Annotated in this window: 10 protein-coding genes and 1 CRISPR repeat array (1 of these 11 only partly in view); of the genes, 8 read left to right on the top strand and 2 right to left on the bottom strand. The window is 49.6% G+C overall.

Annotated features, from left to right (window positions below; genetic code table 11):
• The first annotated feature begins 69 nt into the window (after positions 1–69).
• Together YC6258_RS19375 and fliD are read left to right on the top strand one after the other, a co-directional pair.
• On the top strand, positions 70–459 hold the full coding sequence (locus YC6258_RS19375) for a flagellar protein FlaG (RefSeq protein WP_044618383.1): 390 nt from the start codon (positions 70–72) through the stop codon (positions 457–459).
• Between the two features lie 233 nt (positions 460–692).
• A complete protein-coding gene (gene fliD, locus YC6258_RS19370; protein WP_044618382.1) occupies positions 693–4,610 on the top strand; it encodes a flagellar filament capping protein FliD in 3,918 nt (1,305 codons plus the stop codon).
• Positions 4,611–4,739: 129 nt separating this feature from the next.
• Here fliD and YC6258_RS19365 read toward each other — a convergent pair whose 3' ends face one another.
• The gene (locus tag YC6258_RS19365; protein WP_245626962.1) at positions 4,740–6,044 is read right to left on the bottom strand and encodes a LamG-like jellyroll fold domain-containing protein; all 1,305 of its coding nucleotides are present in this window, start codon (positions 6,042–6,044) and stop codon (positions 4,740–4,742) included.
• 147 nt (positions 6,045–6,191) lie between these two features.
• Positions 6,192–6,599 carry a metallophosphoesterase gene (locus tag YC6258_RS31040; RefSeq protein WP_245626961.1) on the bottom strand — a complete coding sequence of 136 codons (408 nt, stop codon included), beginning with the start codon at positions 6,597–6,599 and terminating at the stop codon, positions 6,192–6,194.
• 187 nt (positions 6,600–6,786) lie between these two features.
• On the opposite strand from YC6258_RS31040, the gene YC6258_RS19360 reads away from it, so the two are divergent.
• The 6 genes from YC6258_RS19360 to YC6258_RS19335 all read left to right on the top strand — a co-directional run bounded on the left by YC6258_RS19360 (position 6,787) and on the right by YC6258_RS19335 (position 12,762).
• On the top strand, positions 6,787–6,975 hold the full coding sequence (locus tag YC6258_RS19360; protein WP_144407700.1) for a hypothetical protein: 189 nt from the start codon (positions 6,787–6,789) through the stop codon (positions 6,973–6,975).
• A 399-nt stretch (positions 6,976–7,374) separates the two neighbouring features.
• A complete protein-coding gene (locus YC6258_RS19355; protein WP_044618380.1) occupies positions 7,375–8,256 on the top strand; it encodes a carbohydrate ABC transporter permease in 882 nt (293 codons plus the stop codon).
• A complete protein-coding gene (locus tag YC6258_RS19350; RefSeq protein ID WP_082070815.1) occupies positions 8,253–9,161 on the top strand; it encodes a carbohydrate ABC transporter permease in 909 nt (302 codons plus the stop codon). The genes YC6258_RS19355 and YC6258_RS19350 overlap by 4 nt, the downstream gene beginning before the upstream one ends.
• A 114-nt stretch (positions 9,162–9,275) precedes the next feature.
• The gene (locus tag YC6258_RS19345; protein ID WP_044618379.1) at positions 9,276–10,586 is read left to right on the top strand and encodes an ABC transporter substrate-binding protein; all 1,311 of its coding nucleotides are present in this window, start codon (positions 9,276–9,278) and stop codon (positions 10,584–10,586) included.
• Between the two features lie 52 nt (positions 10,587–10,638).
• Entirely contained in the window at positions 10,639–11,691 is a 1,053-nt protein-coding gene (locus tag YC6258_RS19340) for a LacI family DNA-binding transcriptional regulator (protein WP_044618378.1), read from the top strand.
• A gap of 114 nt (positions 11,692–11,805) precedes the next feature.
• Entirely contained in the window at positions 11,806–12,762 is a 957-nt protein-coding gene (locus YC6258_RS19335) for a glycoside hydrolase family 43 protein (RefSeq protein WP_044618377.1), read from the top strand.
• 535 nt (positions 12,763–13,297) lie between these two features.
• Positions 13,298–14,336: direct repeats of the CRISPR family, unit length 28 nt; unit sequence GTTCACTGCCGCACAGGCAGCTTAGAAA (it continues 489 nt past the right edge of the window).

The raw sequence follows: 14,336 nt of genomic DNA, 5'->3' as shown, positions 1-14,336 counted from the left end.
TGAAGCTGCCTGATATACTAAAGGCAGCTTCTCAAAAAGTTGTGAACTAAGGTAGCGACGAGGTGGAATATGAGCGATATACGAACTTCGAATGTGTTTGAAGCCAATGCTCGGCCTCAGTCCTCGGCACCCAAAGGATCTGTGAATGGCGGCAATAGTTTGCCAGCGGAGAAAGGGAAAGAGGTCGATGTTGACCGTATTGTTAAGAAGGAAACAGCAGCAACGGTAGAAGAACAGCGCATGGTTGATGATGCTATAGCCAAATTACAGGACTATATGCAGAATGAACAACGTGGTCTGAACTTTAAAATGGATGAAGAAGCCGGTATTACCGTAATCAGCGTATACGATGCTGAAACTGAAGAGCTGATTCGTCAGATACCCAGTGAGGAAATGGTTTCTTTGGCAAAGCGACTAAATGAGCAGGAACCTTCAGTCTTATTCTCAGCAAGAGTGTAGAGAACGAAGGTGAAATCAAAGCCGGCAGCACGCCGGCTTTTTTGTGTCAAAAGGATTCTGGCACGTCAAAAAGTACACCGGGCTATGGATTGTTTTTGATCCGATTGGCTTAAAAGGTGCTTAACGATATATCAGTTCATAAAACTACAACTGGTTACAAGGCAATCATCAAGAACTTTGCCTGGCTGCCGATATTAACGTTGATGTCATCTTTCTTAGGGTAGGTAAAAACCATGGCTAGCATAGGGTCATTGGGCGTGGGGTCTGGTCTGCTGACGACCGAACTGCTTGACAGCATTATTGCGTCAGAGCGTGAAGCGTCTGATTTGCGCCTGGATCAAAAAGAAGCTGTTATCGATGCCCGGATAACGGCGTATGGTGCTGTTCAAAGTGTACTCGACAATCTGTACTCAGCGGCCAACGCATTGGCTGAATCCTCCACTATCACCAAAACCACCGCATCCGCATCTGATTCTTCGGTACTGTCTGCAACGACCTCAAGTACCGCGATTACCGGTACCTACAGCTTAAATATCAGTTCTATCGCCAAGGCACATACTCTTGCCAGCCAGCGTTACACCTCTATCACAGACTCAGTTGGCACAGGCACAATGACGATTAAGTTTGGCTCGACTACGTACGATGCCAACACCGGTGACTACGACAGTTTTACCCAGAATGCAGATGCCGGCATCATCAATTTAAAAATAGACAGCTCCAATAACACGCTGGCGGGTATTCGCGATGCCATCAACAAGGCGGACGGTGGTGTTACGGCTTCCATTGTTAACGACGGCCAGGGATATCGCCTGCTGCTCACGTCTGATGAAACCGGTGAAAGCAACAGTATGGAAATTACTGTGAATGGTGATGCCGGTCTGCAGTCCCTTGCTTATAACTCCGCACAGAACGACGAAAACAGTAACATGATGGAAACACAGGCTGCCCAGTCTGCGGCGCTGAAGGTGAACGGACTCAGTATTACCAGCGAGAGCAACCAGCTGACAGAGGTCATTAAAGGTGTCACCTTGAATTTGACATCCGATACTGATGGCAAAGATGTCACCTTAACGGTTGCCCGTGATGTGTCTGCAGCTTCTGAAGATATGGAAGCCTTTATTTCTGCCTATAATGACTATAAAGACATATACGACACCCTGACCGCATTTGAAGAAAGCGATGATGAAGAAGATGTCAAAACCGGCATTCTGTTGGGAGATTCCACACTCAGAAGCATTCAGTATCAAGTCAAACGTACGCTGTTGAGCGTGGTGGACGGTTTGGGTGGAGACTACCAATCGTTGGCCGATATCGGTATTACCACGAATAAAGACGACGACTATAAACTGGTTTTCAACTCATCAGTTTTTGAAACAGCACTGCAGGACGATGCCAATAATGTGGCGGGTGTTCTGGCTAACTCCAAAACCGCAACAGATTCCCTGGTCAGTATCATTTCTCTGGGGAGAACTGCACAGCCAGGCAGCTACGATGTCGAGATCACCCAGGCAGCCACCCAGGCCAAGGTTGAGGGTCTGTCAGTGGATGCCTTTGATTTCGCCTCGAGTGTGGTCATCGGCGGATCAAACGATAGCTTTACCGTCAACCTGAATGGTACAAGTGCAGCCATTACTCTTGAACATGGTCAGTACAGCAGCGGCGATGAGCTGGCTCTGATGATACAGAGCGCGATTAACAATAACTCCACGATCAGCGAAAGCGGCAGCAGCATTTCGGTTGAATTTAACAGTTCAGAACAGCGGCTTGAATTTACCTCCAGTAAATATGGCAGTGCCAGTTCACTGTCATTTTCCAACCTGGATGCCACTGTTTCCAATACTCTGGGCATTGGGGCGCCCGGGCAGGGTGGAGTCAATGGCAGCTTTTTCTCATCCCTGTCAGATACCGCATTTGGCGCAACGACCGCGCCGGGGAGTGGGGCTATATCCGAGAAAGACTCCTATGACTTCTCATCCAACACCATGACATTTGATCTGGTATTGTCTGGCACGGCAGCCAACGATGGCACGTATTCCATCACTCTGGATGAAGACATGAGTGACGTGGTGAATACCAATGGTGAAGTCACCACTGATCGTACCCGTGATGACATGCTGTCTTATATCAATTCAGAACTGGCTTCAGCAGGTTTGGCCGGTGTAGTAACGGCATCGTTCACCAGCGCCGGTCGAATAGTATTCAGCAGCACCCCGGAAGCCGGCAGTCAGACCCTGGAACTGACCAATGTCGTCGCTTCCAATATGGACTTTTTAGGTTTGGGGGATGCGGCTGGCACTTCGACCAGTGGCGTGACCGTTCCGGCCGGCACAACTTTTGAGATCGACTACAGCAACAGTTTTGGTACAGTCGAATCCGGCACCGTGACTGTTCCAGCCGGTACCTACGAGACCGGAGATGATCTGGCGGCGGCGATTCAGAGCGCCATCAATGGAGATGCCAATATCGCTGCTGGCGCACAGGCCGCACAGACCGTTAAAGGCCTGGTGGATTTGAGCAGCGATATCGATTTTGGCACCAATGCTTACGGTTTTTCCTTCGACTGGAATGGCACCCAATATGACGTATTGGTGGACACCTTTGATACCGACAACCTGACATCCATACAAAATGCCATTGATGCTGCCATGGGAGGTGATGCCGGTAATGTCGTTGCCAGTCTTTCATCCAATGGCCTGGTGCTGTCCACCGCCAATACCGGTAGCAATCAGGAAATCCAGATTCTGTCCGATGGGCAGGGCGACACCACAACACCCGGAGCCGCTATTAATGCCGGTATTGATTTCAGTGCGTCGCCTTCAACCTTCTCTCTGACGGTGGATGGACAGGAACTAACCGTAACACTGGACGATGATGTCAGCACCAGTGTCGAGGATACTCTGGCCTACATTCAGGGCCAGTTAGATACTACGTTGGCCAACTATAATGGCGGTGGCGTATTTGCCGCTGGAGACATCGTGGCCAAACTCGATGACTCAAATCAGATTTACTTCGAAACAGTTTCCAAAAACGGAGAGAAAACCTCTGCCACATTTGGTGCCGATGCATCCATTTATGTTTCCTCAGCAGATGCCAACACCACCGCTACTTTGGGTTTGACCACCGGCAGCCCAAACCTCAATGGCTTCAACGCCTTTGGTTTGTCACTGGGTTCTTATGTCGGTTTTGACTCCCAGTCAACGGTCAGCTACAGCCAGAACAGTGATGGAAACGGTGGCTTTTTGATCAAGTTTGATAACAACACCACCGTCGATATTTCCAATCCCAGCGTCAGTGCTGCGGCGTTGTTGGGGTTGTATCCTACCGACTCCTCCAGTGCAGAAGGTGCTGTCGGTGTTGATGTTGAAGGGACCATAAATGGGATCAAGGCAACCGGTAAGGGACAGTATCTGACCGCTGGCAAGGGCGATGAAGCTGCAACCAATGGCTACGTATTGGGAGATCCCGGGGCAGATTTCAGCAGTGCTGTCGTGATTGACAGCAGTAACAAGACTTTCAGGATAAAGGTGGATGGCGTTGAATCACAGGATATCACCCTCACTGAAGGCACCTACGCCAGCTCCGACGACCTGATCGCTGAAATCAAAGAACAAATTAATGCGGATAAAAATCTGTCTGAAAAAGATCTCGCTGTCGATATCAAATATGACGAAGACACGGCTATTTTTGGCATTTTCTCAGTCTCTACCGGCACAGACTCAACCGTCAGGCTGACGTCGATATCGGATGGACTGTCTTCAATACTGGGAATGTCCAGTGCGACTGCCGGAGTAGACGGCAAAGACGCGACCGGTGAGGAAAACCCGGCCGCTGGTATTATTTTAAAAATAGAAGGTACCACCACAGGCAGTCGCGGCAGTGTGAACTACATACAGGGCATTTTTGGCGAGCTTTCCGCAATACTGGACGACATGCTCGATTCCAACGGTGTGATTGAAACCAAGCTTTCCAACCTGGATGATCAAAAGACCCAGCTTGAAGATGAAAAAGACAGGCTCGATAAGCGTATGGACGCGTACTACGAGCGTTTGTCGGCGAGCTTCATTTATAACGATGCGCTCATCTCAACACTGAACACCACTGAGGATTACCTGGCTCAACAGTTTGAATCCATGAACTCAAGCGATGATTAATCTGATACCTGCCATCAGAATATCGTGCCTCGGTGCTCTGTATGGACGGGCAGCATCAAACACAACCAACCCTCACGTTAGCCGTGGGGGTTGATTGTTTGGGTTGTTAAGCAGGGGAGCGGTGAGTGCTTAACGGTTCAAAAGCCATTCGGATCTATCCAGCGCGCGATTATTAATGCGAACTTCCGAAATCTGGCCTGCAAACAGATCAGCCGCTGCGCCTTGCCAGCTGCTGATACCAATTGACCACGGTTGACCCGGCTCAACCAGTAAACCATTCAGCTCACCAACACTTTCACCAGTGCGCATAACCAGAGAGCCATCGACATACATCTGGGCATACTGACCATCATTGACAATGGCTACGTGGTACCAATAGTCGTCCATGATTTCCCAGGACCAGTTGCTCTCCGATCTGCCATTCTGAGCAGTGCTCACCCACTGAAACTCCTGGAGTGATGAAATATTCAATCCCAGCGAATAATCTTCGCCAGTACAGGACAGATCGTGGTACTGACACACCTGAGAGATATCGGGGCGATGATTCAGTACCGCAGACCATTGATTGTCTTCAGATTTCCAATTGTTCAGTTTTACCACCGCTTCAATCGTGTAAGTCGGCAGATATCCGGGTTTGCCTGCGCTGCTGTTGGTAAAGGTCAAACCCGGGCCATTGGTCGTCAGGTAGTACCCGCCGGTGGCATTGTTGCCCTCAAAATTGGCTGATCCTGAAGCATTACCAAAAGCGGGAGCGTCTGAAATGACAGTGAAATAATTTTCCTGTGAACCTTGAGGATCGTTAAAGGCTTCAAGATGAAGACTGTTGCCATTTCCGGAGGCATCGCGGAATTGAACGGAGCCATCCGTTGTGGTGATTTTATGTGCGTTGTCGAGAATCCAATAGGCTTCAGTTCCGTCGATGTTGCCCGGCTGATCAGCGCTTTCCTCCTGGTTGAAATTGTTGAAACGGGTATTGAAGTTCATAGGGACAGAAAATTCCCAGCGGGACAATTGATCCTGTGGCATACGCTCGCTCTCCGGCATAGCCGCCACCCAGGGAGAAAATGAATGGAATTCCAGTTCTTTGTCGGTTTCATTGAAACCAACAAGCTGCATCATTCCATTGCCGCCCCAGAATCCTGATTGGTAATCCACCACCACCATCACCACATCACGGCCATAGGCATTTTTCGCTACCATCATCGCTTCACCGTGATGGTGACCGTTGAAGGTCAGGAAAATCTGATCGTTCTTACTGATCAATTTGTCCCAGAGATATGCCCCATGGTCAGTAAAAATAGCCGTCTCATCATCCCCGGCAATATTCAGCAACTGATGGGTCGTCAAAATAGCCGGCAAGTCCGGGTTCGCATCAAGAACACCCTGAGCCCAGGCAATACTGTCTTCAGAAACACGCCAATCCAGCGCCAGCACCAAAAACTCCCGTGAACCCGCCGAGAAAATATGATAGCTATTGAATCCAGTACTATCGGTGCCTTTAAAAGTAGTGAAGTTACTCGCCTGCAAAGTGGCCGGAAAATTTTTGAGGAAAGGCTCGTTTTCAAGAGTCCGTTCATTATCCTATTGACCTGCATTCATAACGTCATGATTACCGGCGAGAATGCTGTAGGGAGTCTCGGCATTGGCCTCAAGAATCTCCATCGCCTGGCGGGCATACTGCCACTCAGCCGGTTGATCTGCACGGTCAACAACATCTCCCAGGTGCAAAGTAAACACGATGCCTTCATCTTTGTAATTGTCGGCAATCCACTGGGTTTGGGCGTTGTAACGTTCCGGCGAATAGCGGGCATATTTCTGGGTGTCCGGCAGTACCGCGATAGTGTAGCTTGCCTTTGCAGCGACGGCAGACCCATCCTGGTTCTGGTCTGCATCAGAAGTGCTGTTTGAAGAATCATCCGCTCCACATGCTGACAGTAAAACAGCAAAAGAGAGTGGGGCTAACCATTTACGATAAGACAGTGTGCTCACAAAATCGACTCCAAATAGTTGAATGGAGTCGAGAGATTAGGGGGCTGATGTGAAGGATCAATTACAGATCGGTATCGGTCCCGAAAAAACTGCACACCCATTAGCCGGATATATGCAAGCATTTGAATATACAGGATAAATTGAGTGTGCTAATTGCTGTATGTACCAAAGCTTCGGAATATTATTGGTGAGTATGCTCATAAAAGGTAAGGCTTTATCGCTCAAAAGCCTGTCCGCGTTTTTTGAACTACATTTGATTGCCGGTCAAATATGGCTGAATGAGGAGCATCAGGGAACCAGATTTGCCCAAGCCATCAGCAAATGGTTTTCAGCACGTGAAGATGAAAAGCAACAACGCTGTTGTGCTTTTCACTGACACTCAATCCGGATTGCTCTCTGAACGGTGAGCTATCAGCGAATGCTCCCGGTACAAGACCAGCCACAGATAACCCCTTATTCGACCGAACTGTTACCCAATTGAAAATTTTGCAGAAAAAATCAGAACGGATTCGTCAGCATATTCATGATATTCGTATTCATGTACCAGGTGTCGTTTTATCCGAATAACCAAAAAAACAAGATAAACAGCCATAATTTCTATGTCGATTATAATATTAGTAATAATATTATGGACGCTCAAAATAACAATAACTTGCGCAGTTTTCAGATGTCTGCGTACCAGCGTCCTTGAGTCGACCTGTATTCAGTTCAGTTTGGTATAAAAATATCTGTTCTGAATACTTCTGTTGCATCACCCAGGGACAGGAGGTAATACATGAGTTTTACCAATAGCCGTAAAGAGCAGCTGTCCAGTTTTTCATTTCTGCTTCCCTATTTATTGGTTTTTGTAGGCATGATAGTCGTGCCGTTGTTCTGGGGGATATATCTCAGTTTTCAGAAAGTGGATTTGTTCGGACCCGGAAAATTTATTGGTCTCGATAACTATGTTCGGTTACTGCATGACAGAATTTTCAGGCAGACCGTCTGGAATACCTTGTACTTTGTTATATTAACCGTTCCGGCGCTGGTCGTAGTCGGTTTGTTATTGGCGCTGGTGTTGAATCAAAAGACCAGGGTGACCAGTATGTTGAGAGGTGTCTTTTTTGCCTCAACCATTCTCTCGGTAACAGTGGTTACCCTCATCTGGCGTATCATTTTTATTCCAAATGATGGGTTGATGGCTACATTATTTACCCATATCGGCCTGGAGCCGATTTCTTTTTTGTCCGATCCGGACTGGTCCCTCATCTCAATTGCCATCGCAACGGTCTGGTGGTGCCTGGGATTACCTATGATCCTGTTTATAGCGGCCCTGCAACAGATCCCAAGAGAGATCTATGAGGCCGCAGCCATCGATGGCGCCAATCGCTGGGCGGTGTTCTTTCGAATCACATTACCCTCTATCGGCAGAACCATCGTACTGGTGATCATTATTGAAATTGTCATGCAGTTCCAATTATTTGGACAGGCACTGCTCATGACCAATGGTGGTCCGAATAACAGCTCCAGATCCATGGTGATGTATATCTACGATCTGGGATTCCGGCGTTGGGATGTTGGTATGGCAGCGGCGGCGTCGCAATTGCTGTTTCTGATCATTCTCATTGCTGCCATGGCACAGTTTTATGTAAGCCGTCGTAAGGGAGCTGACGTATGACCCAGTTAAAAGTATTACAGCCAGACAAATCCGGAATAAACCGCCGTAAACATTCTGTAGCGGTTCGCGAAGTTTCATTATTTGGTTCCAGAAACCAGCGCTTTGGCATGTGGAGTGCCGGTATACTGGCGTTGATCATGTTGTCTCCATTTTTGTGGACCGTAGGCCTGAGCCTCAAATCCAATCAGGAACTCATGCTCGGAACAGAAGCCGTATTCCATTTTCCATATACCCTGCAGAACTATCTGGACATCCTCAAAAGTTCATCGGTATTTGGCTGGTTAAAAAACAGCTTTATCGTTTCCTGCTGTATGACGGCGGGGGTGTTAATTCTGTCCTCATTGGGAGGGTATGCATTTGCAAAGCTGGAATTTCCCTACAAGAACACACTATACATAGTGGTCCTGATGGGATTGGCTGTTCCAGAGCAGGCCGTCATTATTGCCCGTCATCAGATATTCAGTCTGTTGGGGTTGCACAATACCTATGCCAGTTTAGTGCTGCCAGGATTGGCCGGACCGTTTGGCGTATTCCTGATGACCCAGTTTTTCAAAGCCATCCCATCAGAAATCACCGAAGCCGCCGTACTCGATGGTGCCAGCAAATTCAAAGTATTCTGGAAAGTGCTGTTACCGCTGACCCTTCCGGCTCAGGCCACCCTGGGGATCCTGACGTTTTTAACCTCCTGGAATGACTACTTCTGGCCGCTGATCTCTGCTACAGAACAGGAAATGTTTACCCTGACAGTGGGCATTGCATCATCGCAAATGAATTTCGCCCAAAGCGAGGGGCTTGGTTATCTATCGTCTCAGGCTGTGTTTTCAGCACTGCCTATCATCCTGGTCTATATCTTCTTCCAGAAACACATTGTCACGGCTGTGGCCGGTGGGGCAGTCAAACAATAACGCATTCGGGTCAGTGCCCGGTATCAGTGGTACGGGCACATTAACCCAACACGGATCGCCGACGAATCCGGCGACGTTCGGTTCAATGCAATAACAACAAAAAAGGTCATTACCATGAAAAAACAACCTCTACTGCTACCGGTCATCCTGTCGGTCTGCATGGCAGCCGGCGGTGCGATGGCAAAAACAGAACTGCACCTGCAACGCTTTTTCGGTGCCTGTGATGCTCAATACGGTACCAATACCGATGTAGATAAAGCCGAAGGCGAATGCGGCATCATGACCAGCCTGATCAATCAGTTCTCCGCAGAACATCCGGACATCAAAGTCAAAGTCACCACGGTTGAATGGCCGGGATATGACCAGCTCACCGCTCAGATGGCATCCCGCACGCCACCGGACCTGGTTACCATGCATAATTCCGTCATCTCCGATTACCAGTCCCGCCGATTGATTTTGCCCATTGATGATTTGATGAAACAGGCCGGGGTTGCTTTAGACGACTTCACCGATACCGCTGCCCGTGGCATCGTCAAAGAAGGTCAGGTATATGGCCTGCCAATCGATACCTGGACCATGCTGTTTCACATCAACCTGAAACTGATGAAACAGGCCGGTCTGGTGAGCGAAGACGGCCAGCTGATGTTGCCTCACACCCCGGAAGAATTATTGCAGCAGGCGCGGCAGTTTAAAAAAGCCACCGGCAAACCCTACCTGGTACAGATTCTCTCCAACGAAACCTCAGCCTATACCCGGCTGTTCTATACCTACATGTTTGAACAGGATTCCGACTTTTTCGCCAACCCCGACAAAGTATCCTTACAAAGCGACAAAGCCCGCAACATAGTTAACATGCTAAAACAAATTTACGATGAAGACCTGACCACCAAAAACATGGATTACCCGGCATCGGTATCCGGATTCACCAATGGTGATGGTGGCATCCTCATGAACGGCAACTGGTTGTTAGGTGCATTCGAAGTGGAATCCCACAATCCAGACAGCGAAATCTACAATGCCTACATGGCCGTTCCTTATCCGCAACTGTTCCAGAACGACAAACTCTACGTCGACGGACACTCATGGGTCATGCCCAATAAAAAACGGGATAAAGCCAAACTGGCCGCCACTGCCGAATTCTTCAAATTCATGAAAGAAAACGACTATCAATGGTCGCGCACCGGTCATCTGCCCAGCGTGAAATCCGTTTTGACCATGCCGGAATTCTTAAAACTCCCACACCGCCAGTCACTGCTCTCCGTCACCACACGCGGAACCGGCTTGCCTGAAGGTGTCAAACGCCAGTTTGCCGTTCAGGATATTCTCGGTGAAGAACTGGCCGCAGCAGTCACCGGGGTCAAACCCATTGATGAAGCCCTGAAAGAAGCTGAGCGTCGCATCAACGACATGTTGGCCAATCTGTAATGACTGACACGGGTGGGGGTAAATCTCCACCCGTCAGCTGCTGAGAGATGCCATGCGCAAGAAAAAAGTCACCATGATGGATATCGCCTCCGCTGTCGGCGTATCGCAACCCACAGTTTCAGCCATTATCAACGGCTCAGATACCATCCGAGTATCCAGTGAGACCAACCGCAGAGTGCTGCAAATCGCCGAAGAAATGGGATACCCCTTAAGGCGAAAGGTGCATCATGATGATCGCTCCGGATCACTCATACTGCTCATTAACAGCCTCAACATGCATGACCCGTTTATCAGTGCGGTTTCCGCCGCTCAAAAACGAGCCTGGGAATTGAATACCGTATTAACCATTTTCGATTACGAAGACGACATGCAACTGTTAGCACACATGCTCCAACAAGTGGTCAGAGATATTGATTGCCAGGGTGTCATTTATGCCATCAACAGTCTGCGCGAAATCACCGCTGTAACCGTTGCCGCTCATCAGAAACTGGTTTATCTCAACTGTTTCGACAGCAAAGAAATACGAATTCCCACCATCGTGCCGGCGGACTTCATGGGAGGCTTTCGTGCCACCGAGCACCTGCTCAATCAGGGATATCGGAAAATAGCCATGATCACCGGAGAGAGCTGGTCGGAATCATCCAATCAACGTGTCAGAGGTTATCGACAGGCCATGATCAACGCAGATTGCCCGATCAACGAGAGGCTGATCGCCGCAGGTAACTGGTCAGTCAGACAGAGCTACCTGCAAGTGCGAACATGGTTGAGTGCCGGAGAGCAGATCGATGCCATCTTCTGCGCCAGCGACCTTATGGCGGTCGGCGTATATCAGGCCATCCAGGAACAGGGCAGAAAGATTCCCGAAGACATCGCCGTTATGGGCTTCGACAACCAACTCCTGGCAGGCGAACTGTTACCACCCCTGAGCAGCATAGATCTGCCCTATGACGAAATGGGCAGAATGGCGGTGGATTACTGTCTGATTGGAATGATCGAAGGCATTGCCCAGACAAAGATTGAAGGAGAACTGTCCGTCCGGGAATCCACTTCCCATAACACCAATGCACAGCGCCATAACCGTGCCCAAAAAAACTATGAACAATAACGGACAGTTTTCAGACTTAACAACGACAACAACAGACCGGCCGACGACCGTCTTTCTGGCAGACCCGCCAGTACCATCACCGCCGTCCCGGTTTTTGCAGAGGTTCACAACCCCATGACCACTAACCCAATCATATTGCAGCGGGCCGATCCACAGATTCTGCTGCACAGCGATAACCGCTACTACTTTATCGCCTCAGTACCCGAATACGACCGCATAGAACTGCGCCGTGCCGATTCCATCACCGAGCTGGCCACCACCGCAGACATCGTCACCGTCTGGCACAAACCCGACAGCGGGCCAGCGAGCGACCTCATATGGGCACCTGAAATTCACCACATTTTTGGACACTGGGTCATCTACTTTGCCGCCGCTCCCAACCGGGAAATATTCAACGACGCATTCCAGCATCGAATGTACGCCCTGACCTGCCATGACGAAGACCCCATCTCCGGTAAGTGGACCTTCGCCGGCCAGGTCGATTCCGGCATCGACACCTTCTGTCTCGATGCCACCGTGTTTACCCATCAGCAACAGCATTACTACGTCTGGGCCCAGAAACACCCGGTACACAAAGGCAACTCCTGCCTCTACATTGCCACCCTGGCCGATGCCACCACCCTGAACAGCCAGCCAGTGATGATCAGCCGGCCTGAGTTCGAATGGGAAATCAAAGGCTTCTGGGTCAACGAAGGTCCGGCCGTTATCATTCGCAACGGCAAAATATTCATCAGCTACTCCGCCAGTGCCACCGACGAACGCTACTGCCTGGGCCTGCTGTGGGCTGGTGAGCATGAGAACCTGCTGGACCCCAAAGCCTGGCATAAAGGCCCCCGGCCGGTATTTGCCAGCCGCCCCGAGGCGGACATCTACGGCCCCGGCCACAACAGCTTTACCCGCGACCGCGAACACACCAAAGACTACCTCGTATACCACGCCCGCAACTACACCGACATCCAGGGAGATCCCCTGTGGGACCCCAACCGCCACACCTGCGTGCAGACCTTCCACTGGGATGAACAGGGCTTTCCCGTATTTGGCGAGCCACAGCCGGAAATGAACGATGACTGAGCCGACTCCGCCATAGATCACCCAGATCACCATAATAGCGGCCCCGGACATATCGTGATGTCATCCAAAAACACCGTAATCGCCTGGGGCTCACTATCGTTAGCCGGGTAAGACACCCCCGCCGGCGGTCACAATGACCGCTGACCTGCCGGTACCTCAGTATCGAAAATGCCCTTGCACCATTCCAAACCACCGCATACTGCACGGATCAGCGAGTTTGAGGAATCATAAAACCCGCTGACAACCATAAGCACTTGCAACCGGGTCGCAATCGCAGTAAAAAAGCAAAACCCTGAGACAACCGCGTCATCCCGGCTGTTTATGATGGCCAGGCATAACACCCGACATCGCATCAGACCGAGGTAACGCCGACACAGGGAAAACCAAAGATTGATACCAAACATACCAATCTTTTTGGCTCCTTAAAAAATTGTTTGAAAATCAATAAGTTACAACCCGGCCCAAAAACATTGGTCAAACCGTTGTTTTTTCGCTAAGTGATTGTTGTGACTTATTTTTTTGCGTTTATGTTTCAGTTCACTGCCGCACAGGCAGCTTAGAAATTATAGATTTCCTTGCGCGTGGCAATCGCTTTGTTCACTGCCGCACAGGCAGCTTAGAAAAATAGAAATCATAACGATTCTGACGGGACCACGTTCACTGCCGCACAGGCAGCTTAGAAAATCATGGAAAATGGTACAAGGTAGATGAAGATGTTCACTGCCGCACAGGCAGCTTAGAAAAAACCACTTTGTTGATATTCGGATCCCACACGGTTCACTGCCGCACAGGCAGCTTAGAAAATTTGTTCTCTGCCCAGTCCCAGGCATTCGAAGTTCACTGTCGCACAGGCAGCTTAGAAACGGAGAAGGGTCAGTTGATCCAGTCCCTACAGGTTCACTGCCGCACAGGCAGCTTAGAAAAACGGGCGATAATCTGCAATAGTGACGGTTTTGTTCACTGCCGCACAGGCAGCTTAGAAACTACGCTGATCACGAGTATCTTTGGTTCATACGTTCACTGCCGCACAGGCAGCTTAGAAACAATGGATATAACATTATGAAAAGAAATAGTTGTTCACTGCCGCACAGGCAGCTTAGAAAAAAATTGCGATGTGGGTTCGATTACTTGAATAGTTCACTGCCGCACAGGCAGCTTAGAAATGACTCTCGAGACGCTGTAGGCCGTGCATGGCGTTCACTGCCGCACAGGCAGCTTAGAAAGCAACATTCTGATGATTGCGGAATCTGGTAATGTTCACTGCCGCACAGGCAGCTTAGAAAAAACGGGGATTTGACCCCGGTCGAGATGGTAAGTTCACTGCCGCACAGGCAGCTTAGAAATCAAACGAGGGGTCATTGGGTCCATAGGATTCGTTCACTGCCGCACAGGCAGCTTAGAAAACAAAGACCAGTCATCAACGCTCGCACACAACGTTCACTGCCGCACAGGCAGCTTAGAAAAGCAACAGCGAGATCAAGAACACTTAAAAATGGTTCACTGCCGCACAGGCAGCTTAGAAAACTTCCAGTACGGAGCGCGCCGCGTCCGGAATGTTCACTGCCGCACAGGCA

It is taken from the genome of Gynuella sunshinyii YC6258 (genome assembly GCF_000940805.1).
In the GTDB taxonomy this organism is placed as follows: domain Bacteria; phylum Pseudomonadota; class Gammaproteobacteria; order Pseudomonadales; family Natronospirillaceae; genus Gynuella; species Gynuella sunshinyii.
The sequence above is the reverse complement of the archived record's forward strand: the minus strand, read 5'-3'. Positions and strand labels throughout refer to the sequence as shown.